General features: G+C 40.3%; 27 protein-coding genes. 16 read left to right on the top strand and 11 right to left on the bottom strand.

The window, feature by feature from the left end:
- The first annotated feature begins 18 nt into the window (after nt 1-18).
- The 5 genes from PN838_RS08255 (at nt 19) to PN838_RS08235 (ending at nt 1,520) form a co-directional block, all read left to right on the top strand.
- The gene (locus PN838_RS08255) at nt 19-258 is read left to right on the top strand and encodes a hypothetical protein (protein ID WP_272180341.1); all 240 of its coding nucleotides are present in this window, start codon (nt 19-21) and stop codon (nt 256-258) included.
- Entirely contained in the window at nt 222-626 is a 405-nt protein-coding gene (locus tag PN838_RS08250) for a sulfatase-like hydrolase/transferase (RefSeq protein WP_272180340.1), read from the top strand. Before PN838_RS08255 ends, PN838_RS08250 begins: the two co-directional genes overlap by 37 nt.
- 127 nt (nt 627-753) lie before the next feature.
- Nucleotides 754-882 carry a hypothetical protein gene (locus tag PN838_RS08245; RefSeq protein ID WP_272180339.1) on the top strand — a complete coding sequence of 43 codons (129 nt, stop codon included), beginning with the start codon at nt 754-756 and terminating at the stop codon, nt 880-882.
- Nucleotides 867-1,115 (top strand): sulfatase-like hydrolase/transferase, encoded by a 249-nt coding sequence (locus PN838_RS08240; RefSeq protein ID WP_272180338.1) that lies wholly within the window; start codon nt 867-869, stop codon nt 1,113-1,115. The genes PN838_RS08245 and PN838_RS08240 overlap by 16 nt, the downstream gene beginning before the upstream one ends.
- Before the next feature lie 93 nt (nt 1,116-1,208).
- Complete coding sequence (locus tag PN838_RS08235; protein ID WP_272180337.1) at nt 1,209-1,520, top strand: hypothetical protein; 312 nt, start codon at nt 1,209-1,211, stop codon at nt 1,518-1,520.
- Between the two features lie 115 nt (nt 1,521-1,635).
- Here PN838_RS08235 and PN838_RS08230 read toward each other — a convergent pair whose 3' ends face one another.
- The 4 genes from PN838_RS08230 to PN838_RS08215 are packed head-to-tail and all read right to left on the bottom strand — an operon-like array spanning nt 1,636 to nt 3,694.
- Complete coding sequence (locus PN838_RS08230) at nt 1,636-2,130, bottom strand: hypothetical protein (protein ID WP_272180336.1); 495 nt, start codon at nt 2,128-2,130, stop codon at nt 1,636-1,638.
- Nucleotides 2,106-2,693 carry a Sip1-related alpha-galactosidase gene (locus PN838_RS08225; protein ID WP_272180335.1) on the bottom strand — a complete coding sequence of 196 codons (588 nt, stop codon included), beginning with the start codon at nt 2,691-2,693 and terminating at the stop codon, nt 2,106-2,108. The genes PN838_RS08230 and PN838_RS08225 overlap by 25 nt, the downstream gene beginning before the upstream one ends.
- Nucleotides 2,654-3,061 (bottom strand): hypothetical protein, encoded by a 408-nt coding sequence (locus PN838_RS08220; RefSeq protein WP_272180334.1) that lies wholly within the window; start codon nt 3,059-3,061, stop codon nt 2,654-2,656. The genes PN838_RS08225 and PN838_RS08220 overlap by 40 nt, the downstream gene beginning before the upstream one ends.
- A 42-nt stretch (nt 3,062-3,103) precedes the next feature.
- Entirely contained in the window at nt 3,104-3,694 is a 591-nt protein-coding gene (locus PN838_RS08215; protein ID WP_272180333.1) for a hypothetical protein, read from the bottom strand.
- A 331-nt stretch (nt 3,695-4,025) separates the two neighbouring features.
- Between PN838_RS08215 and PN838_RS08210 the strand changes: the two genes are divergently transcribed.
- From PN838_RS08210 to PN838_RS08190, 6 genes are all read left to right on the top strand, one after another.
- Nucleotides 4,026-5,666: a glycoside hydrolase family 95 protein gene (locus tag PN838_RS08210; protein WP_272180332.1), complete on the top strand. Its 1,641-nt coding sequence runs from the start codon at nt 4,026-4,028 to the stop codon at nt 5,664-5,666.
- A gap of 53 nt (nt 5,667-5,719) precedes the next feature.
- Complete coding sequence (locus PN838_RS08205) at nt 5,720-6,313, top strand: glycosyl hydrolase family 95 catalytic domain-containing protein (RefSeq protein ID WP_272180331.1); 594 nt, start codon at nt 5,720-5,722, stop codon at nt 6,311-6,313.
- Nucleotides 6,314-6,354: 41 nt separating this feature from the next.
- Nucleotides 6,355-6,573: a glycoside hydrolase family 95-like protein gene (locus PN838_RS26230; protein ID WP_334313320.1), complete on the top strand. Its 219-nt coding sequence runs from the start codon at nt 6,355-6,357 to the stop codon at nt 6,571-6,573.
- Nucleotides 6,574-6,992: 419 nt separating this feature from the next.
- Complete coding sequence (locus PN838_RS08200) at nt 6,993-8,126, top strand: hypothetical protein (protein ID WP_272180330.1); 1,134 nt, start codon at nt 6,993-6,995, stop codon at nt 8,124-8,126.
- Nucleotides 8,123-8,449: a polysaccharide biosynthesis/export family protein gene (locus PN838_RS08195; protein WP_272180329.1), complete on the top strand. Its 327-nt coding sequence runs from the start codon at nt 8,123-8,125 to the stop codon at nt 8,447-8,449. Before PN838_RS08200 ends, PN838_RS08195 begins: the two co-directional genes overlap by 4 nt.
- Nucleotides 8,450-8,647: 198 nt before the next feature.
- Nucleotides 8,648-10,783: a GumC family protein gene (locus PN838_RS08190; protein ID WP_272180328.1), complete on the top strand. Its 2,136-nt coding sequence runs from the start codon at nt 8,648-8,650 to the stop codon at nt 10,781-10,783.
- A gap of 167 nt (nt 10,784-10,950) precedes the next feature.
- Here PN838_RS08190 and PN838_RS26225 read toward each other — a convergent pair whose 3' ends face one another.
- From PN838_RS26225 to PN838_RS08160, 7 genes are all read right to left on the bottom strand, one after another.
- Nucleotides 10,951-11,133 (bottom strand): ATP-binding protein, encoded by a 183-nt coding sequence (locus PN838_RS26225; protein ID WP_334313491.1) that lies wholly within the window; start codon nt 11,131-11,133, stop codon nt 10,951-10,953.
- Nucleotides 11,109-11,702, bottom strand: coding sequence for a histidine kinase dimerization/phospho-acceptor domain-containing protein (locus PN838_RS08185; RefSeq protein ID WP_272180327.1), 594 nt, complete (start codon nt 11,700-11,702; stop codon nt 11,109-11,111). The genes PN838_RS26225 and PN838_RS08185 overlap by 25 nt, the downstream gene beginning before the upstream one ends.
- 14 nt (nt 11,703-11,716) lie before the next feature.
- The gene (locus PN838_RS08180; protein WP_272180326.1) at nt 11,717-11,872 is read right to left on the bottom strand and encodes a hypothetical protein; all 156 of its coding nucleotides are present in this window, start codon (nt 11,870-11,872) and stop codon (nt 11,717-11,719) included.
- A 176-nt stretch (nt 11,873-12,048) separates the two neighbouring features.
- On the bottom strand, nt 12,049-12,711 hold the full coding sequence (locus PN838_RS08175) for a response regulator transcription factor (RefSeq protein ID WP_272180325.1): 663 nt from the start codon (nt 12,709-12,711) through the stop codon (nt 12,049-12,051).
- A complete protein-coding gene (locus tag PN838_RS08170) occupies nt 12,708-13,091 on the bottom strand; it encodes a DUF3019 domain-containing protein (protein ID WP_272180324.1) in 384 nt (127 codons plus the stop codon). The genes PN838_RS08175 and PN838_RS08170 overlap by 4 nt, the downstream gene beginning before the upstream one ends.
- A gap of 1 nt (nt 13,092) precedes the next feature.
- Nucleotides 13,093-13,455, bottom strand: a complete 363-nt coding sequence (locus PN838_RS08165) for a MipA/OmpV family protein (RefSeq protein ID WP_272182541.1) — start codon at nt 13,453-13,455, stop codon at nt 13,093-13,095.
- A gap of 38 nt (nt 13,456-13,493) precedes the next feature.
- Nucleotides 13,494-14,096, bottom strand: a complete 603-nt coding sequence (locus tag PN838_RS08160; RefSeq protein WP_272180323.1) for a hypothetical protein — start codon at nt 14,094-14,096, stop codon at nt 13,494-13,496.
- A 194-nt stretch (nt 14,097-14,290) separates the two neighbouring features.
- On the opposite strand from PN838_RS08160, the gene PN838_RS08155 reads away from it, so the two are divergent.
- The 5 genes from PN838_RS08155 (at nt 14,291) to PN838_RS08135 (ending at nt 22,850) form a co-directional block, all read left to right on the top strand.
- Complete coding sequence (locus tag PN838_RS08155) at nt 14,291-20,143, top strand: autotransporter outer membrane beta-barrel domain-containing protein (protein ID WP_272180322.1); 5,853 nt, start codon at nt 14,291-14,293, stop codon at nt 20,141-20,143.
- Entirely contained in the window at nt 20,103-20,444 is a 342-nt protein-coding gene (locus tag PN838_RS08150; protein ID WP_272180321.1) for a hypothetical protein, read from the top strand. The genes PN838_RS08155 and PN838_RS08150 overlap by 41 nt, the downstream gene beginning before the upstream one ends.
- Nucleotides 20,441-21,670 carry a TonB-dependent receptor gene (locus tag PN838_RS08145; RefSeq protein WP_272180320.1) on the top strand — a complete coding sequence of 410 codons (1,230 nt, stop codon included), beginning with the start codon at nt 20,441-20,443 and terminating at the stop codon, nt 21,668-21,670. The genes PN838_RS08150 and PN838_RS08145 overlap by 4 nt, the downstream gene beginning before the upstream one ends.
- Nucleotides 21,634-22,152, top strand: a complete 519-nt coding sequence (locus tag PN838_RS08140; RefSeq protein WP_272182540.1) for a TonB-dependent receptor domain-containing protein — start codon at nt 21,634-21,636, stop codon at nt 22,150-22,152. The genes PN838_RS08145 and PN838_RS08140 overlap by 37 nt, the downstream gene beginning before the upstream one ends.
- 77 nt (nt 22,153-22,229) lie before the next feature.
- Complete coding sequence (locus PN838_RS08135; protein WP_272180319.1) at nt 22,230-22,850, top strand: hypothetical protein; 621 nt, start codon at nt 22,230-22,232, stop codon at nt 22,848-22,850.
- Nucleotides 22,851-22,884: the final 34 nt, after the last annotated feature.

Genomic DNA, 22,884 nt, shown 5'->3' with positions numbered 1-22,884 from the left:
TGTTCAAAGGATACAAAAATGCAATTTTACACAAAATTAAAGTTTACTCGAGTCTGCTTGCTTACCTCGATGGTATTATCAGCCCTAATGTTAACGGGTTGTTTAACAACAGAGGAAGCAAAACAGGAAGCAACTATTAAGGTTAAAAAAGCGAGAAACAAACAAGTAAGCCCAACTTCATTGTCATCTTTACTGACGATCAAGGGTACGAAGATGTTGGTGTGTTTGGTGGTGATCATGTTGCCACACCTAATTTAGACCAGATGGCCGCAGAAGGACTTGTCCTTACCGACTTTTATGTGGCGTCTCCGTTATGTTCGCCCTCTCGAGCGGCGTTAATGACAGGAAGTTACCCACGACGTATTAACATGGCAACGGGGTCAAACTTTCCTGTGTTACTGGCAGGGGACAGCAAAGGCTTGAACCCAAGTGAAATCACCATAGCTGAAACTTTAAAAGAAGCAGGTTATATCACCGGTATGTTTGGTAAATGGCATTTAGGGGATCAACCAGAAGTACTCCCCACTCGACAAGGTTTTGACGAGTTTTTGGTTTGCCCTATAGCCATGACATTTCGCCAACACATAAAAAACAAGCACGATTTAAATTTCCAGACCTCCCTTTAATGTCCGGTGAAACGGTTATTGAACTTAACCCAGACCCCGCAAATCTGACGAGGAGAATTACTGATAAGGCGGTGGACTTTATCAAACGACATAAAGATGAATCGTTTTTTTGTATCTGCCACAACCTATGCCACATGCCCCATTACATGTGTCAAAAGAATACTTAGCGACTGTTGATGACAACACCAAAAAGCGGTTAGGTATTTCCGACCAAGATATCAAGCGTGGGCTGAAAAAGCAATGTATCCCTTGGTGATTGGTGAACTAGACTCTGCCGTTGGACGAGTTTTAGATACACTTAAAGAATTGGAATTAGACGCCAATACGATAGTCATTTACACCTCAGACAATGGACCCGCAGGTAAACTCAATTCTGACGGTAGCAAACGCTATTTGTCTGGCCGTAAAACATTAACGTTGGAAGGTGGTATGCGCGTACCAACCATCAGCCTAGGCACCGGGAATGATAGCCGCAAATACAATATCTAAGGAAGTTACCACGAGTATGGATATACTACCGACGTTGGCAGCAATCGCGGGGGCAAAAGTACCGGCAGATAGAGTTATCGATGGTAAAAATATTTGGCCAATTTTAACCGGGAAAAAGATGCCAAATCACCATATGATGCGTTTTTCTATTACCGAGAAAATACGTTAGAAGCGGTACGAAGTGGTGATTGGAAATTATCAATAAAAGGGGTACGGCCGGGGCTATACAATTTGGTTAAAGACCCAGCTGAAACACACGACCTAACAAAACAATTTCCAAACAAAGCCGAGCAATTATTGGCACATATAATCGACTTCGAAGCTGAACTCGGTATAGATAAAACCGGTGCCTGTGCTAATTGTCGACCGGCAGCTGAAATTGAAGACCCCAAATATATTAGGTAAACATCATAGATAAATGACCTTAGTAAATCGTTTAGCTAAATAACAAAAACCGACGCAGTGAACGTCGGTTTTTGTTTTCTATTCCCTTTAAACCAAATAATCTAGGACGACACTATTAGCGGGTAACTGTCAGCTGTGTTCTACCTATTGCTACCGGTATATTGGCTAAATACAGGCCATTCCCTAAAGATTTAAATGAGTGTTCTGCCATTTTTGGCGCGCCATTTTGACTCCATATGAGTAGCGGCCCAGATTCCTCCAGCGTAAAGCTAATCTGGGAGTTTGTTACAGAAGTGAGCGTAACCGCCGCTGCAGGCAGGTATTTATCCTGACGACCGATAACGGCCCAACCGTTAACTTTAGGGTATAAAAACACCATTTTAGCGTCGAAATTGGCGACGTTTGTGGTAAATGACTGAGTCAAGTTATGAACCGATTGTGTTGCTGGGTCAAATAACAACAGACCATCTTTAGGCAAGTCCCATGGACCATTGTTTGGCTGCAGCAGTTCACCGGCAAATGGATAGTCTTTTGTGTTTATATTGCCAGTGAGCGCTTTACCGCTTTCGGTAAAGTTAAATAAGGCTATCGCGGCGACGCCATCTTGCATCGGCGCAATAACGCGAAAAACCTGTTCATCTCTAAATGGGTGAATAAAAAACTTTCCGGCAACAGCGTTGCGGGAGCCGAAGTTCGCAACAACTTGCCATCTTCATAGGCAAATGGCAAAAGCACTTCAGGCTTTATCTTTGACGGCTCGTCAGAAATATAAACGGGACCGCCGGCAATGGCGCGAGCAATTGTCATTGGTTTCACGTCACGCGCATCATGGGTATGAAACATATCAAGGTCGCCCCACACGGTTTGGCCCATCCACAAATGATTCGCAAAACTTTGGTAGGTATTCGATTTATTTTTGTCCTTATCCGCTTGGTTATAATCCGGGCTTGAACGGGTTAGGGCGCTGTATTTGGTTTGCAGAGAATTGATATTTGGTTGGGCGATGCAGTTCAACAACGGTAAATTCATATCATGGGTGGCATTTTCTAAAGCCTCATTGTTATGACGCATTGCGCCAACTGGATCCGTTGTACCTTTGTATAAATCAAATGTTCGAGTATGAAAGTCGACTTTTATGAAGTCAAAACCGTTATCTTTGGTATCACTAACCATTTTGTCATAAAACGCTTTTGAGGCTTGTTTAGTGCCATTTGGCAGGAGGCTTCCTTTTTTACGGTAGGACTAAGATAAGGTTTAAGATCTGACATAGTATGATCATTAGATACACCACCCATATACCCACCAAAATTACGCCAAATGCCAACCCACTTTATTTTCTCTTCGTTTTTAAGCTCCATGATGGGCTTCCAACCATTGGCAAACTTTTTCTTGTTAACACCAAAACTCAGTAGTTTGCTATTTTTAGCATCCAAGTAGCCATCGTCGACCATCACCCAACGAAACGGTGCCGTACTTTGATCTAGGGTATGAAACGCATCTGAAATAATGTCTTCAGAAATATTCTTTTGTAATGCTCCCACGAACACCAACCTAAATAACCATAGGGCTGCTCAGGATAATTTTTAAATGCGCGGGGCTGGGCAGCAACGTAACCAGACTGAAATACCTGTTGCTAAGGCATTTTGAGTTGCTGAATATGGCGAGTCGCCATAGGCCCAAATCAGAAGGGGGATTTTGCCCGATACCGTTGCCGTACCGAAATTACCGGTTTTTAATAATAGTTGTTCTTGTGCGACAAAAAATTGGCCGTAAACTTTTTCTGAAGCCATTGGCAATAAAGCCAAATATCTTCCGTCATACAGTTCAAGTAAAATATATTGACCCTGTTGAATATTGATGTGGTCTTTTCGGGTTTTTGAAGGTTGGTAATCTTGCAGTTCACTTAAGGAAGTAAATGCAATTGCCTCTACCCGATTACCTCTAGCCACAACGCCTCGGCCAAAAGCGGTGAATGGCCGGTAGTAAACACCTTGTTTAAACTTAGGCAAGTCGATAACTCGAGTTAGCACCATTCCATCGTTATCAGGCTTAATCTTATGCAGTTGCGTTTCGACCAATTGACTCGCTTTGGTCGAAATAGAAATCGGTTTGCTAGCAAGAGTTGCACTGGTAAACGACAATAGAATTAAGCTCATCATCAATGTGACTTTCATGGAAATTTCCTTAACTTTTTATTTGATAACCATGCAGCTCAGTTTGAGCCAATTCAAATTCTCCAGAGTTTCATATAATTGAAAGTCACTCAGACGTTTATGGAGGGAACTGCAATAAGTGCTCTTTAAAAAAATGAAGCTTTTTATTTAAACAGTTTTAGATAGGTGTTTCAATTTTATTAATTATAAAAATACAGTTTTTGTTTGTTTTTTATATTTTTGGCTTACTCTTTGTATTTACAGTATATAAAAGTTATTTTGATTTTTTTGATGTAAATACACTTACATAAACAGATCCAAAACAATAACGATAATAAAAAGAGAAGCAATCATGGCGTTTGTCTATAAGTTCAAACTCTTTAAAACAGCAGGGATCGTCACTTCACTTATCCTCATCAATGCATGTGCGATATCTGATTTAACCGGAATAAGATCGGCCGGGGAGCGGGCGCAAGTCACTAGTTTGAGCACACTATATTTCACAAAACCGGCAACGGTTGATATTAATGCTAGCGATAAAAACGACACTAAAAACCGTGGCCGTTTGTTTATGAGCGAAGCCTTACCTCTTGGCAACGGTCGATTTGGTGCTATGTTTGCTGGTGGTATTGAAAGTGAATATCTTGTATTTAACGAAATTAGTCTTTGGGCAAATGCCGTCCGTGGCCTTAGCAACGTTGAACAATCGGGCACGCGACTAGGTGCACATCAACACTTAGAAACCGTCAGAAAAGCGGCTCGGGACAGTAAGTTTGGTAAAGATAGCGACTCGGTTGAGTCATTAGGAACTAAGTATCTCGCAACAAAAACACCATTAGGTCATTACGCACCATTTGCCGATCTGAGGATAGAAACGGGCCAGCAGCGACAATCTGTTTCTGCCTACCGCCGAGAATTAGACATTGCTAACGGCGTGGGGACTGTACGATATGAAATAGATGGCGTTAAATATACCCGAGAATATTTTTGCAGTTTTCCAGATGATCTTTGTATGATCAGAATGCAATCTGACGGCGGTGTTATGGATCTCAGGCTGACTGCAGCATCAGCCCACGACAAAAAAGTGATTTCTACAAACGGTAATGAACTCCGCCTACATGGGTATTCTCCAATGGCGCAGGGTGACGATATTGAATTTTTGCAAACCGCAAAAGTGGAAGTGAACTCGGGTGGTAAAGTCGCTTCATATGCCAACGAATTGCATGTCACGGGCGCGTCAGAAGTGGTCATTTATGTGACGGGTTATACCGACTATTTACCAAACTACCCCAACTTTAAAGGTCGTGACTTTCTTTCTGATACTAAGCAAACGCTTAATAGAGCCATAGCCAAAGGCTACTCCAAGATTAAAACTGATCACGTAGCTGACGTTAATGCATTGATGCAGCGGGTCGAGTTTAAGCTAAACGCTGAGCTATCTGATTTACCAACAGACAAATTAATTACCCAAGGAAAGCCACTTGAGCTTTACCCTTTATACTTTAATTATGCCCGCTATCTACATATCAGTTCTTCACGCAATGCGTCAGTACCATCCAATTTACAGGGCCTGTGGAATACATTAGAAAAACCACCTTGGAATTCTGATTACCATACGGATATAAATATCCAAATGAACTATTGGTTAGCCGAAACAACCAATTTATCAGAAACATTTGAACCCTTCGTTAATTGGACCAAAGTGGTTGCGAGGTCTGGGCAACATACCGCAATGGAAACGTTTGGTGTTAACAAGGGGTGGTCTGTTGGACTTAACAGCAATGTATATGGCTTTACTGCCCAAAACGTACATGGTCGTCGTATGCAACAGGGTGGGCATTGGGTGACTCAACATTTGTTCGAGCACTATGCCTTTAATAAAGACGTCGCGTATTTAGAAGACATTTATCCAGTGCAAAAAGGTGCATGTGAATTTTTGCAGGTCATGTTGCGCCGTGGCAAGACGGCACAAAACTCGTTTACCCAACCTTAGTCACCTGAAAACTACTTTTTATTGGATGAATTTGGCAAATATAACAAACAAGCGTGGGGGCAAGTTATGATCAGCAGTTGCTTGTTAATCTGTTCACTGATTGCATCGAAGCCTCTACGGTATTAAACCGAGATGTTAAATTCCGAGAAGCATTACAAAAGCTTATCCCGGAGTTAACGCCACAAAAAATTAATGCCCATGGCATGATCCAAGAATGGCCTGCAGACTTAGACGATCCTAAAAATACGCACCGCCATTTGTCACACCTAATTGCATTGCATCCAGGTCGCGACTTTTCACCGCTGACAACCCCTAAACTCAGCGCGGCGAGTGAAAAAGTGATGATGGCTCGTATTAAGCGCGGAGAATGGGCTGCGGCATGGCGCTCGGCCTTGTGGGCTCGATTAAGAAACGGCGAAGAAGCGTTAAGTTATTTAGACGACTTAGTATTAACCCAAAAAGCTGACAATATGTTTAATGGTAAACCGTGGCAAATAGATGGAAATCTAGGAGCTGGGGCTGCAGTGGCTGAAATGTTGTTACAAAGCCATCTTCGTAGCATTAACCCCAACGCACAAAACATAGAAGAAGCAGCGTTTGTTGCCTATCAAGAAGATCCTAAAAAACAGGGCAGTTTATCGCGGTAACGCCTCCTCGAACGTTAATCAACGCACCTTATATTCTCGATTTGCTTCCCGCCTTACCGAAAAAATGGCAACAAGGCAGTATTCGGGGGCTAAAGGCCCGTGGAGGTTTTACAGTTGATATCAGTTGGGACAAAGGCCTGTTAACAAATGCAACGATATATGCAAAACATGGGGGAACCTTTCGGATTTTTGCCAATGGTAAATTGACTAAAGAGATAACCTTAGAAAAAATGGGACCTATATTTTGTAAGGATTCATAAAGCACAGCTCAAATTCAGTTCGTCGACTTATCTAATTCAATAGATTGGTTAAGTTGGCGGAACATTCAAAAATTGATGTTTTACACGTTAAGCACTCCGCTGCGGTAGTGGTATGGAAAGGTATTGTAAAACCGCAGAGTCTTCGCAAAAATCCACAAACGTTATCTAAAAAAGCCCAAACAACGCCATTTAACGTAACTTGTCACTAACGGTAGCGATGTAAGTTTATCATCCAATCTCTTCATTTTTGAGGATATATTCCACACAATAATGCGTTTATTTTAGTCGAATTGAGCGGTTCTAAATAATACCCATACAAAAAATGTGAGAAAGTAGTGTCAAATTGCGCACTAATTGGGTAAATTACTGCGCAGGAAAATAATTATAAATAAACAGGGAGTGAATAGGCGTTTTAGAGAATGTTACGTACAGTATTAGTATTAATTACCTTATTTTTGTCCAATTTAAGCTTTTCCAATGGCTGGGAAGAACAAACTTTTCAAGCTGAAATTGGTGCCGAACACCAAACTCACAGCGCTGATGAAAGTGGCGCAAGTTCTTCCGTATTTATTCAATCTCATTTAACTAAATTGATCCAAGGTGTTGGTATTAAAGTTGGCGGAAATATAAGCCAATTGCAACCTGATTCAGAAACATTTGCTGCCCATACGAATTACAACTTATCCCTAGGTAGTCGTATATTTTTAAGTCCAAACGTAAATTGGGACTTATCTGCTGTGACTTCTGAACAGTTAACGGGTGAAGACCCTATGGCCGCGGTTTATCGAGATGTTCAGTCACCATTTAATTTAACGAATACCCAAGCCTATACAAGTCGATTTAACTTTGGCTCAGACCAAGCTAAACGCGCTCTTATGTTGACTTACGAACATATGAATGATGAGTTAGCGTTAACTGAGAAGTTTATCAATTATGGGCAAGATACAAGGCAAAACTTGAATACGCGTTTTCAAAATCGCATAACAGAAGATACATTTTTGGTCGCTGAGTATAAATTTAGTCAATTTGAAAAGTCATTTGCAAGCTCATCTGAGTCGACGCTTAATTTAAATCAGTTGTTAGTGGGCTTTAAAACCTCCTATTTGTCCAATAGCCGAATCGAATTTTTAGTGGGGAATAGCAACTCAAAAGACTCTTCTAAAGATAAAAGCGACGACACGTTTTCTTGGAAAATGACCAACAATCTGAACCTTTCTGATTACTTGATTTGGAACGTCAGTATTAGCGAAGATACACAGGATTCTAACGACGAAAGCTTCATTTCGGCGAAAACAGTCGAAATAGCTACCGATTTAAGGTATTTATTAACCGATAACGTGAATATGACAGTTGAACTTAGTGCTAAAACTCGTCAATATGGCGATACAATAAAAAGTAAGCAAGAACTCGCCCAGTTTTCAATCGCATATCGGGTTCTTGAGCAGTTAAACTTACAGACAGCAATCCATTGGTATAGTAATGACGATTCGCGCGATCGTTACGAACTAGATGGTTACCAGTGGAGTATAGGGGTGCTTTGGCGTTTGTTATGAGAATAATAACAACAATAAAAATAACAATAATAAAATGTGTGTTATTGGTTTCAAGTTTACTCGGAGCAGCTGAATATCAGCTGGGGCCAGATGACGAAGTTGAAATATATGTTTTTCAAGAGTCAGAGCTCACTACAAAGGCACAGATCAGCCAAGCCGGCAATATCTCCTTACCACTCGTAGGTCAAGTTCCACTTGAGGGCCTAACCGCAAAACAAGCTAAATCCAAAATTGAAGACATGTATCGCGATGGTTATTTGGTTAATCCAAATATCACCATAATTGTTCGTCAATATCGTCCGTTTTTATACACGGCGAAGTGAAAAATCCAAGGCAGTTATAAATACCAAGCCGAACTTACAGTAGAGCAAGCAATAGCATTGTCGGGCGGTTTAAAAGACAGAGCGTCTAGCTCCAAGTGGATCATTCTAAGAGGCTATCCTCAACAGTCCTTTGCCGCCGAAAAACAAACGGTCATCATGCCTTAGCGACGTCATTAAAATAGAAAAGAGCTTCTTTTAATGTCGCAAATCGAAAACCAATTAATTAACCACGAGGAAGAAATAGATCTTGGCGAACTATTTACGATCTTGTGGCAACGTAAATGGTTTATCGTTTTGTTTGTTATTATGTGTGCTGCCGGAACGTATAAGTATTTGACGCTTATCCCAGATCGTTTTACCTCGTCTATCCTCATTATGTTCAAAGAGTCAAACTCAAATAACGACGCAATGGCGAGCATTATGAGCGGAGGCCTATCTGCCGCAGACGATACTGAAACTGAATTAGAGTTACTTAAAAGTCGACGCTTTGCTGGCCAAATCGTCGACAATTTGCACCTGACTAAACACCCTGAATATATTCTGAACAACGACAAGTTTTCTAATACGTATAATGATACGTCGATCCGCAGAAGCCATGCGATTGATGTGCTCAGTAAAAATATGAAGATAGATAAAACATCTGGCACCAACTTAGTTAGAGTCAGTTATGTTTCTTTATCTGCAACTCATGCCGCCACCGTCGCTAATGATATTGCCAAAACGTTTATTAACTTTAAGCAAGAACTATTGGAAGGCAAAAACCAAGATAGATCAGCTTGGTTATCTACTAAATTACTCGGTGTGAAAATTAGTTTGGAAGATGCAGAAGCCAAGATAGTTGAGCATCAAAACGAAAATGACTTTGTAGATATCAACAGTGCTATTGCCATAGAAAAATCTAAGATGGCGCAGATGACAAAAGAAAAATTAACGTTATCGAGCAATATAAATGAACTAGAATTACTAAAAGAGCAGGTCACTCGATACGAAAAATCCCCAGAAGAATTGGCCAATTTACTCAGGTTTAGTACGTCGGCGACGATAATGGCTTCTAAGAATGAGTTTAACAATAGGCAACTCGAATTTGCGCAAGTTAAGTTGCGCTACGGCACAAAACATCCCGCATTTAAAAAAGCCAAACAATCGTTAGAAGATGCAAAAGTGAAAGTGGTTTTAGACTTTAAAGATCACGTTAATATGCTCGATAAAAAATTCAGCCTTTGGCAGTCAAAGTTGCTTTCGGTCGACAAACAATTGCATATATCTAATCAACGATTAAAACGTCTCGGCGCTATTGAGTTTGATTACCAAAAGCTTCGCAGAGAGTTCGACGCCAATTTACAACTTTATGAAAACCTAGTTAAAAAGCTTAAAGAATCAAACATGATGCAGGATTTGGCAAATGCGTCAAATGTACTTTTGGTCGAAAAAGCAGAAGTGGCGACTAAAGCGGATAATAAAAAGAAACCGTTAATTATGGCGCTGTGTATTTTATTAAGTGGTTTTATCGCCATGACGTTTGTCCTTATTCAGGCGTTTTTAGCCAACAAAATTATCCAGTTCAGAAAGGTAGTGCGTCAATTTGATACAAAACTTGTTGGCATTATTCCAAAAATTAAAGTGACTAAAAATAAAGACAAACCGCTTTATGCGTTGGATATGAACAAACACGAGCAGTTTTTTGAAGCGCTCAGAACCACCAGAACAAACATTTTACTCGACAACAAACTTGCAGCTCAAAAAGTGATTGCAGTTACGTCAATTACACCAAACGACGGAAAGTCGACCTTATCGATACAATTAGCGGCGAGTTTTTCGGAATTAGAGAAAGTTATACTTATCGACGGCGACCTGCGTTTTCCTTCTATTGGCAATACTCTATGCCAAGACGTAAACCGACCAGGACTTACCAATCTAATCGCTAAAAAGAGTAAATTATCTGATTGTATCTTCCGCGAACAGGGCTACGGCTTTGATGTATTACCTGCAGGTTTTGTTGCTAAAAACCCATTGTTGTATTTATCACAACCGCGATTAAGCAAGGTTATCGAGTTCTTTAAGACTCGATACGAACGCGTTGTTATCGAATGCCCACCAATTATGTCGGTGAGTGACGCTTATGTTATTTCTAAACATGTCGACAGTATCTATTTGGTTGTTGATGCTGAGAAAACTAATAAAGCTGATTTAACCAATGTATTAGAAGAGCTAAAACAAGCGAAAGTTGAAGTCGGTGGTGTCATCATGAACAAAGCGAGACGTTCACAAGGCTATTATGGTCACAATTATTATCGCTCAAGCCGCTCAGACTTTACTGGCATAAAGTTCGCGTAGTCATTTTTTGTCGGTTTTGTGGTAAGTAAAAGAGCACTTAATACTTAATTGAACGTTATCTTAATTTATTGGAAGTTGTATTGTCATTTTTGCACCACCCTCGGTGCTCGCGTCAATCGTAAACTTGCCGTTATGCCTAAGGGCGACTTGTTTGACAATATAAAGCCCTAAGTACCAAAGCCATGATGGTTCTCGCCATTGGCACTGGATTTTTGAGTCTGTGAAAACCTAGGCCCATCGTCTACAACGATAAAATCAATATTAGACTCTGTTACCAGTATAGACACTTCAATTTTGCTTTTTGCGTAACGCAGAGCGTTATTAATTAGATTGGATAACGCGAGATCCAACTGCAAGCTATTTGCTTTAAATGTATAGTTTGAACTTGGGGGATAAAACTTACTTGCTTTCCGGTTTCAATGTATTTATCTTCCATCTCTTCACTAAAGCGATACAGATCAATCTCTTCCATATAGTTTTCATCGGTGATTTGACTACGGCCAAATTCTAAATATTCATGGGCCAGCGTTTCTAATGCGTTAATATCGCGTTTAAATCGAGCTAATTGTTTTTCAGGAATGTCAGCCGAAATACTTTGTAAGATGAATTTCATCCGAGCGAGTGGAGTTCTTACCTCGTGAGCAATGATATTAGAAAGATCTTTGTGTAATCGTATTTGATCTAATAATTGGTGGCTCATTTTATGTAATGCTTGAGCCAATGGAAATACGCTTGATTTAGGCGATGTGTTTAAGGGTTGTGAGCTGGGCTTAATACCAAACTCAATTGCGCATTTTTGTAAATAAGCCACATCTCTAAATAATGGTCTTAATAACATTAAAAAGACTAAGGCTAAGGTGCAGTAAAAAATAAATATGCTCAAAGAATCTTTAGGTTCTTCCCATTCCTCTGCAGGCACGGGTCCCCATTGAATTACTTCTTTTGATTCAACGCCTTAACATAATAACTGTTTACACCTACCGAATAGGCAATGATTTCGTTTTGTTCTAAAGAATCTTGTAATTCTAATGGTAATTGGATATTCGCTTTTTCAATGATTTTAAATTCGGCAGAAGTGTTATTTTGCAAGCCTGTAAATATGTCGTCTACATTAACTGTATGGTAGAGCGGGGGGCAAAGTAGACTTTATATAATTGAGTAAAACTTATAATAAATAAGCAGGCGACAACAAAAAATAATACGTAAAAACGTAGGAAGTTATTTTGTTTCACCGGATATGAGCCCAGTAGTTAAAGATATAACCTTTATTGCGAATAGATTCGATAGACAATTCTTTTTACCAATGGATTCCATTTTTTTCTAAAGCGACTCACTCTTAAATCAGCAGAACGGTCAACGCCATCATAAGCCCGACCTATCAAGTCTAAGAAGATAACTTCTCTGCTTATCACATTGTCTCCATGCGCGACAAAAAACCAGATTAACTCAAACTCTTGGTTCGTCAATTTGATATTTACATCGTTGTAATCCATTTGTTTGTGTAAGTTATCAAGTTTTAGATCACCAATGTGAATAATATCACCAGCCGCCGCGGGATGAGAATGTCTCAAATGAGCTCTAATACGTGCTAATAGTAAGACGGGTTCAACTGGCTTTACGATATAATCACATGCACCAGAGTTTAACCCGGTTATTTGCGAGTCATTGTCGGACAAGGCAGTTAAAAACAAGACGGGTAACTGAACTGGTAATGCCAATTGCTCTATTAATTCAAAGCCTTGAATGTCAGGCAGATTCACATCACAAATAATTAAGTCAAATGAATTGGCGTTTAGAGCGGCTCTCGCTTCTTCACCTGTCTCAACCCACGTCGTTACAAACTCAAAGTCATCTAAATACTCTTTGGTCAGCTCAGCAAGTGGCTGGTCATCTTCGATAAGTAATAAGTTAAATTTTGTCTCGTTCAAAATAGTACCCATCCTAAATTTCGCCTAGGGCGAGTTTTTTTAGCTTTAATTTTGGCAACACTTAACAATTGAGCTGCTAACAATTCGTCATTTTTGTCTTTAATCTGCAAATATGTACTTTCAGTTAACGGCAAAGAATATCGTTTTAATAATTTATCGGTTTGAATAAAGCAGTCAACAAAATGGGGGTCGTCGATTACAATACAAAAGTCGGTTACGTCTTGGAATTCGACTTTGATATTAAACTCTAATTGGCAATGCTCTTTACCAATATGTGTGACACACATTTCCGGTGAAATCACCAAAACATTCGGTTTTTCAACCCCATAGGCGTTAACTACAAAACTTGTCAAAAATACAATTAGTGCAAATCTATTCACGTTAATACCTATAACTAAAGCCGACAAATGTTGAAGTGAAATTGTCTTTTTCAACAAGAGGGGAGGTAGTTAAATTACTATCGAGCCAGCTATGCCTAAGTAAAAACTTCATAGAAAAATGTTTGTTAAATGGGTAGCTTAGATAAAGCTCTGCCGATTTATTAATCGCATTGCCTAAAGAAGGGTCCGCACCAACAAAATACTCACCGGGATGCAGTTTATAATAGTAATCAATTAAATCATGAGTCTTATAAATAACGCTGGCACTTACCGCGGTTGTCACTTTGTCCCATACTTTCATATGACGGACCTTAAAACTGGCTTCCTGCCCGTCATGTACACCACTTATATCCGTACTTACAATAAATTTGGCATCCCAATTTTGAAAACGATATGAGGTTACTATTCCCCCATGTAGCTTAAATCGCGATCAATTTCGTCAAAAACTCTTTCCTGTGGAAAATTTCCTCGCCCACCAAGTGGTCGGTTGACCGAAAAATCTAAAATGCTTGAAATGGTTAATTTTTCAAGACCATCTAGTTCAAAAAAGTAGCCATCATCATTGAAGTAGCTAAATACATCGATGATAAAGTTGTCGGTTTCTAATAAAGAGTAACCCATCACAAAATTTTCAAGATAGAACTTTTCACCGTAATAACTGAACTCCGGTAAAACATAAACTTGTAAGTCATTTCTTTCGGCAAGTGGGTTTTCTACAACGCCATAACCAGCAGAAATTTGAAAGTTGAATTCATTGGTAACAATGGAGTAGGGGCCTGTATCGTCGATTTTAGTTAGGGCGCTATCGAAGGCCGCATAACCGCCATTTAAGGCAAGTTCCACTTCAGCGATATCAACCGGTTTTGGCTCAGACTCAGGAATAATGGGCTGATTTGGCGCCTGTTTTGGTTCTGGTTGGTTTGTATTTGTAGCAAGTACAGTGGTTGAAAATATAAAACCGAAACAAGCCAATAGAAAACATCTATTAGTCGATGAAACTTTCATAGTTAATAAATAAAGTTCTTAAAATGATGACCTGAGTCTACCCCTATTTTATAGAAGAGGACAAGCCCCCGTACAATTCGGTACATAAATGCTTTGGATATTTTGCGCACGCTCTTGTTTAATCCTGCAATCGAATAATTGTTATTCATTAATTCATATAACTAGTAAAACCAAATCTAGTAAGGATTTTAAGTATGTCTCAAACACAAAGTATTCCTTCCGTTCATAGGAAGTTAACTAATGCCATTCGGCATGCGTTATTTACTTCTGTCGCGGTTTCAAGCTCGTTGGCATTTGCCCCTGCAGCGTTAGCTCAAAATATTACGCCTCCTGCAACAACTGTGGGTGAAGTGAATGCGGCAACTAGCAAAACCGTTGCTGATGAAACAGTAGACTTTGAAGTCGCAGATTTAACTAAAGTTGCGGCATACGACGGTTTAATAGATCCAATCGATGTCCACGAAAGTGGCACTGAAGAAGTATACATCGGAAATTCAGGTGATATTGAAGCTGGGAATGCGGAAGTTGTTGGTGCAGATCAATACGAAAAGACTTACACAGATGTCGGTTTTACAGAATCTTTGGCAACTCAGTTAGGTGTGAATACAGCACAGTTTGTGATTATCGGTACGATGAATACTCGTGAAGATGGCACTCAAGTCTCATTAGTAAACCCAGTACAAAGAGATTTACAAATAGAAGCTATCAATGCGGATGATAGCCTTACAGATGAAGAAAAATCTGAACAAGTCGCAGCGCTTTTAGCTGAACCCGCTTGGGATAATGTTGATGAACATTTAGCTGTTACTTTTGGACCGAATGTCACACCAGATGACGTAATTGCTGAGTTGGAAAAAGCTGGGTTTGAATTAACCGATGAAGAGAAAGCCGATGTTATAGCTCGTATGGATTTTTACGACAATCGTGAGGACATCACAATTGTTGTTGCACCAGAGGGAGCGTTGACGACAAAGGATTCTATCGGAATATCAGCGAGTTCAGATAGCGGAAATATACTTATTGAGAACTCCGGCGATATCGCTGTAGGCTCTGGTGACTCTGTTACCTATTTAATTGACGGTACAGTTGAAATTAAAACTGGCTTTTCACAAATAGATACTTTTGATAAAGACGCCGATGACTTAGATGATACGGCAATTATGGCGTATGGAAGACGGATTCACTCGGCAACCGGTGCTCACACATTAACGGTTAGTGCAACTGCGATTCAAGTTGAATCAGTATCGGGTGATATTGAAATTGAGAATGACGGCGCATTAACAATTGGAGACAGAGCTAAAGGTATTAGTGTCACTACTCAAAGTGGTGATGTAGAAATTGATAATACCGGTGATTTAGCTACTGGATATAACGCACAAGCTATATCTGTGGGGACAGGCTCGGTAGTTAAAAATGTATTTCAATACGATCATACATGGTCTGAAACTGAAACGGTTAAAGTTGATGGTAATGACCAGAAGATTACTCGTGAGCACATTTATAACGACATTACATTTTACAATGTCGATAGCAGCGACACTGAAGTAACTATTGAAAACAGTGGTGCTTTAACCGTTGGTGCTGGAAGTAACGGTGTATTCGGTCATAATCCTTCGGGTGATTCGGTGAGTATTACCAATACCGGTGATGTTACCTTAACTGAGGGGATTGGTGGCGGCGCTATTGTAGCTTCAACCGTAAATCTTGCTCAATCTTATTACAATGAAATCGACGAAGATAAAAACAAAACAGTTGTTGCTGAAGGCGCTGTCGTAATTGGATCTAAATTTGTAGATAACGAAGAAGTAATGCTTTATTCAGAAGTTACCTACAAGTATTACCACAACGTACGCGAGTATGTAGGTGATAGAGGTGATATAGAAATCACTAATGACGGTGATATCGATCTAGCTGCAGCAACTCAAGCCGTTGGAATTTATACCGCTGGTAATGGCTCTACAAATATTGTTAATAATGGTGATCTAATAATCAGTAAGGACTCTGTTGGTATTATGGCCGCGGGACTAGGTGAAACCTACGTTGGCAGTAATGGCGACATAAACCTTACTGAATCAGGTTCAGTTGCGATTAATGTAAACCATGTTGCAACATACAGTTCAAGTAATGTAGAAGTTGGTGCTGTAGGTGTTAATGCTGATGTCATTACTCAATTTGCCGGTCAAGGCGAAGGCGATGCCACTATTATAAATAGTGGTGACATTGAATTGACGCAAGACAATACCACCGCGGAATTTACCAAATATGTCTATAACGACCTCGGTGAAAAGATTGCTCTAGCTGAAGTGCCATTTACTACAACCGGTATTCAGCTCACGGCTATGGGAGCTAATGTCTCAAGTACTGCAACTGTAGCAGCGCATTATGGCCGAGGTGACGATGAAGTACTTGGTGCAAGTAGTGTCGTATTCTCTAAATCTACCATTATCAATGATGGCGATATTAAATTAGGCGATAAATCAAATGCGATATCTGTCAAACAAAGGTTTGGTGAAGTCGAAATTACCAATAACGCTACAATTGAAGTAGGCAAGGGTTTTCATCACAACGCACCAGAAACATACAATGCATTTTGGGTCTATTCTCATGGAATTCGCGCAAGTAATTCTACAGTCGAAGGTTTTGCAAGTCATCGCATTATTAACTCTGAAACTGGGGTTATTATTACTGGTGATTTAGGTCAAGGCATCTTTTCTCAAAGCTGGCATGGTGCGTCTTATGTCAAAAACGACGGGTATATTAAGGTTGGTAACGGTCACACGGTTGGGCCTGCTGAAGGTGGGCGAGACAGTTATAACCACCGCCATTCAATAGCGATGACATCTGCTGTTGCTGGTGGCTTGGATGCGTATTCAGTGGCCATTAATAATGGCGAAATAGTGACCGGTGAGATGGCTCACGGTATTTTTGTTTCCAACGTAAGTACAACAAAAGACAATTTTGAAAACGTTGAATACGATTACACAGCCTCTGCTAAAAATTTCGGTACTGTAACAACAGGTGATAATGCCAATGGCATGGTTATTTTTGGCTTGTATGCTTACGGGCTAAATGAAGGTGACATTACCATTGGTAGTAATGGCCCGAATGACAATAACTTGGATATTTTCGATCGCGGCGCCGGAATGCGCGCTTTAGGCAATGCTTGGAGTGATCAAAACGGTGGAATTCAAAGTGCGTTAATCAATAAAGGTTCTATAACTGGTGGCGAATACGTTTCTGGAATGGAGAACCGTGCTGTATTTGCCGGCACGATTAACTTCGGTCAAGGAATTATTGAAACTGGTGACGACTCATTTGGAATGAGCACGGTAGGTCTTTATCAAGCGTATACCGTAAATGCGGGTGTGATTAATGTAGGTAATGAATCCGACGGCATGAGAGCTGAATCTTATGCATCAAATGCCATTAACGTTGGCGAATTGCAATTTGGCAATCAAAGCTCTGGCATGCATACCTTAGGTTTATCGGGCACTACTTATAATAGCGGCACTCTAACTGGCGGTTCAAATTCAATTGGAATAAACGTTGAGTCTATAGCGGTAGCAAATACAGAATTTTCTACTGAGTTAACTAGAACGATGGTGAATGAAAATAATGAAACGGTCTCTGTTGAAATTTATTCGAGAATTAATGGTGAGGATGGCAACCCATTAGTTTTGATTGCAGATAGTGACGGCATTTTTACTTACTCTGATGAATCAGGTGAAAAATACTCAACACAAAAAATAGTAGATGAAGATGGCAATGCAATCTTAACCAATGATGGACTTGAGCAAGCGTATGTCATTCGCTCGGTAAATCAATCTCAAGTTCGAATCGGTTCTTTGTCTCAACAAAATATCAATAACAGCGGCACAATTGACGCTACCAACGGTATCTCTATATCTGGTGATAATAAACGCCTAAGTACAGGGTTCTCCACTACAGGTGTCGAATTAACTTTTGCTGATAAAGCGACTTTGGGGACCGCGTATAACGATGGTGTGATCAACGCAGTTGAATCAGGCATAGTCGTAGAGAATTTAAATCAAGCATTACTGGTTAACCGCAACGAAATCAATGCAGATATTGGCTTTGAAATTTCGGTAAACGCCATCAATGAAACTGAAGAATCTGCTTTATCTTTTAGCCCTGTAATGATTGACGGAAAAGAATCATACGTCATTGTCGAAGACGAAAATGGTGAGTTAGTTTCAAGGGTTCAGCTTGAGGCTGACATGATTGAACTGCGTGATGAAAATGGTTTCCTGATGCAAGACCAATTTGGTGACCAAATCATGGTACAAGAATGGGACACTGTAACGGTAGAAGCGGTCAGTGCAGTTGCTCAAGTTATTAATGAAGGGGTTATGAATTCTAGAGTGGGTGTTCAAGCGCATGTTGATGGTGCAGAAGTTGGTAATGGAACATTGTTTATTGCCAACTACGGCCAAATGCTAGCGACAGAAGACGCCGTTGTTATTACGGGTGATGTTAATACAACTATTGTTAATACTGGCTCGATTACAGGAGATATAACTACAACAGCTGGGGATGATGTATTCGATAACAATTTGAACGCGGCAAGAACGGCTGCTGGTCAAGTCGTATTAGAAAATAATACATTTGATTTTGGTGCTGGTACTAACGTTTTCAATAACACGTTCGGTGATATTTCATTTGCTGGTAATAACGTCATTAACCTTGGTGAGTTTGGCGAAATGAACCATTACTCAGCGACAGACAGTTATGTTTCTATTACTTCGATAAACGGTAGCTCGTCTGATGAATTACGAGTTATAGGCGACATGAACTTCTTAACTACTGGCACAAATGCAGGTTTAGTGATGTTAGAAGTTGGCATGGACGGTAATGACCAATTTATCATCGAAGGAGATTTAAAAGTTGGTACTGAGCAACCAGATGGAGAGTTTTATGCACGTAGCTTAAATGTGGCAATTGCTCCGGCAGGCCAATTGAAGGGTGAAGCGAGTTATATATTACTTTCAAATGACGAAGCAGATGGCGCATTAGTAACGGCAACTGGTGAACAAACACTTAAAGACATTTCATTTGCAGGCGGAACTGGCTCGTTTTCAGGAACAATTGTTGATACTGAAGAAGTCGAAGAGAACGGACAGCAAGTGCTTAAAGTATCGTTTGGTTTGTCTTCATTAGGGGCAACGGCTAGTAGTATCTCTCATATGGCGTCAAGTTACTGGGCACAGAGTATTGGAAATCACTTCACACGCAGAAGTGATAGTTCTGATGGCTTTAGCGCAACAGTTGATTCATTTCATACTGATTCTGACATGGCCGTGGCAGGTGACGTTGCAGCACAAGACTTAACGTTTGCTCAACGAATGAGTGGCTTAAATGTCTCAGCACAATACAAAGTATCTGACTTAACCTTCGGTTTTAGCGTTGGTCAAGGTAATGCGGATTCCTCTCAAAGTGAACAACAATCCACCGCCAGCTTAGATATGACTTCTGTAGCTATCTCAGTAGGTTACACGCTAGGTGAGGTTTATTTAGACGCGGTATTAAACCAAACTAAATTTGAAGGGAAACTAACAGCATATGACTCATCAGCTCGCACAAAAGGTGAGGTGCTAGGTGGCTCAATAGAGGCAGGTTATAAGCTCGAGTTATTCGGATATAACGTCATACCACATGTTCAATTGTTAACAAGTGAAGTCAGCTCTGACGGATTTACAGATTCGACAACGGCCTATAACTATGCCTTTGACAATGATGTAAGCCAGCAAATAAAAGCAGGGGTTCACTTAGACAAATACTATGAATTATCAACAGGTTCAGTCACACCATATGCAACATTGAATGTGGTAAGTACAGCAGCCGAAAATCAAGTTATTTCTAATGATGTGTCATTCCTAAGTGACATCAGTGGTACTGGCTACCAATTTGATGCAGGTGTGAATGCAGTATTTAAAGAGTGGAGCATTAAGAGTTTGATCGGCATTTACGATGGCGAAGCAAACAAAAATGGTTTCTCAATTGGTTTCTCAGCAGGCTACCGCTGGTAAGAGGTTGGAGGGGCTTAGCCCCTCTACGGAAAAAGTATTTAAGTTATTAGGATATATCATGATATTTAATAAAAAGAAGCTAGCCAGTGCAGTATCTTTATTGTTATTGGGCTCTTTGAGTTCAGTTGCCCTAGCAGCTCCAGAAAAAGAAAATAAAAGTTCGGCTGATTTAACGCAAGTTGAAAAAACAAGCGATAAAAAAGTAGCGTCGAAAGAGAAAAAGAAGATAAAACTGTTGAGCGCATCGTCATTACTGGTTCATTTATACCACGTGAAGGTTACGACGGTGCAGAGCCAATGACCATCATCGATGAAGAAGAGATGAAAGCAAAGGGGTTGTTGACAATTGCCGATGTAATCGAGTCATTATCAGAGAACTCAGGTTATTCAGAAGGTGATTCAGGTAACTTGTTATCGGGCTTTACCGTCGGCGCACAGGAAGCTAATTTTAGAGGATTAGGCACCGGACGAACATTGGTACTAATCAATGGTCGTCGAGTTGCAGATTACCCATTGCCATTTGGTGGAGAACAAAACGGGGTGGATTTAGGTTCAATCCCAAGAGGAGCTATTGCTCGGGTTGAATATTTAAGTTCTGGTGCATCGGCCATCTATGGTTCAGACGCCGTTGGTGGGGTACTTAACTTCATCACCAAACGAGACATGGAGCAAACGTCGATTTCAGGCTACATCGGTGGCTATGAAGAAGGTTATGGTGGTACAGGTAACATTTCTTTCATTAGCGGAAACGCCTGGAGTAAGGGCTCGTTAACGTACGGGATCGAAGCTTTTACTTCAAAATCGACAAGCGCGGATGAAGTTCCATATTTACAAGACCGCCGTTATACAACGACAGCAATATCGGCTGCCGAATATCGTTCTGGTCAAATCCCACAAGATAACCCTTACGTGTCTCCTGATATGGCTTGTGAAGACATGCAAGGAAATATGACGGCATCAGAAAGCACCGGCGATGTTGGAAAACAAGCCTGTACGTATGATGGTTCTGAAGGCATTGCCATGAATTCAGATTACGACAAAGTGTCATTTTTCTTAGATGGCCGTTACGACTTTACAAATGACGTAACCGGTTTTGCAACGTTGTTAGTGTCATCGGCTCAGGCAAAAAGTTCAAATCCTTCGTTAAACTGGAACGGTTATGTCTATGGTGAGCGCGGTTTACGTTCAGACCGTTTGTATGTCTCACGTCGTTCATTTGCGCCAGATTTAGGTTATTCAGAATCTGAATACAATATGGATGTTGTAACAGGTGTCGTTGGGGTTGAAGGTATTTTTGAAATGTTCAACGAAGATTGGTTATGGGATGTATCAATTTCTAACTCACGCTATGACCAAACTCAAACCAGTGATGCATTGAAAAAGAAGCTGTTGAAGCGTGGTTGTTTGAAGGTAGTGAATATTATTCAGAAGTCGCTGAAACAACTTATGAAGTCGACAATGACTTTTTTGATGATGCCTTTGTCAGTAATATTTTTAGAGACGCTTCTGCGGATCGAGATTTATTAGTAGGCCAAACTAATACTGAAGCCAGTTCAACCGCGTCGTCTTTCCAAGCTAAATTAGCAGGTTCGATATCGGATTTTGGATTGTTATATAACCCAATGCAAATGGCATTGGTGTTGGATTACAACCGTTCAACTACCGAAGTAGTGCCAGATGCACGTGCATTAGGAGAAGACGGATTGAGCTGGATGAATATCGGTTCAGTTTACGCCAAAGGTACCCGTGAACGTTATGCCGCAGGTGTTGAGTTTCGTTTACCGTTAACTCAAAAGTTAGAGGTAACGTTAGCGACTCGTTATGACGAATATAACGACGACAGCTCAATCGGCGGACGCCAAACCTCCCAAGCGAAATTTGTTTATCTGTTAACGGAAGCGATAAAAATGCGTGGTGGTATGTCACAAAGTTTCCGAGCACCAGATATGTTTAATATCTATGGTGAATCAAAGGGATTCACTGGGGCGACTGATTTATTATCACCATAGGTTGTTATGACGGCGAAGCATTTGTTGGGAACTGTAGCTCATCGATTATTCGTTCAACACGCAGTGGTTCAGATAAATTGGAAGAAGAGAAAGGTTCAGAAAAAAGCATCGGTTTTGCATATTCACCAAACTTAAATTTTGGTGTATCGATTGACTGGTGGTCAATTCGCCTGAACGACATGGTAACCAGTGAAAGTGCTTTCGACCTATTTGTAGGCGAATGGCAGTGTGAAAATGGTGAACGTAATTCAGATAGCCAATACTGTGAAGATGTAAATTCAAGAATTCAGCGTGATTCGGTAACAAATGAATTAATCGGTGTGACCATTCAACCGCAAAACCAAGAATTTGTGGAAAAAGAAGGGCTTGATATTCGTGTAAACGGGAATTGGGAATCAGCCGCGTTAGGTCGTTTTGGTGCTGGTATTAGTCATTCAGCAACATTAAAACATGATTGGTTGCGTTTTGCTGGTGATGAAGTCGTTAGTTTAGTTGATGGACAGTTGGGGTTATCAACGCCGAATTCGGTAACAAACTTGTATTTAACTTATTCAAATAGCCTTACGGGTTTCAGACGTATTAATTCGAGCTTATTTATTCGTCGCCAGTCAGCGGTTAACAACTTCATTGGTACTAAAAATTACCGCCATATTACACAGCTAATGCAAGCGTTAGTTACTCATTTGATAATCACTTAAATTTACAATTTGTCGTGAATAACTTAACAAATGA

Origin of the sequence: Psychrosphaera algicola (assembly GCF_028401425.1) — a bacterium.
Lineage (GTDB): Bacteria > Pseudomonadota > Gammaproteobacteria > Enterobacterales > Alteromonadaceae > Psychrosphaera > Psychrosphaera algicola.
Note: the sequence above shows the minus strand (reverse complement) of the source record. Positions and strands in the feature narration are given on the sequence as shown.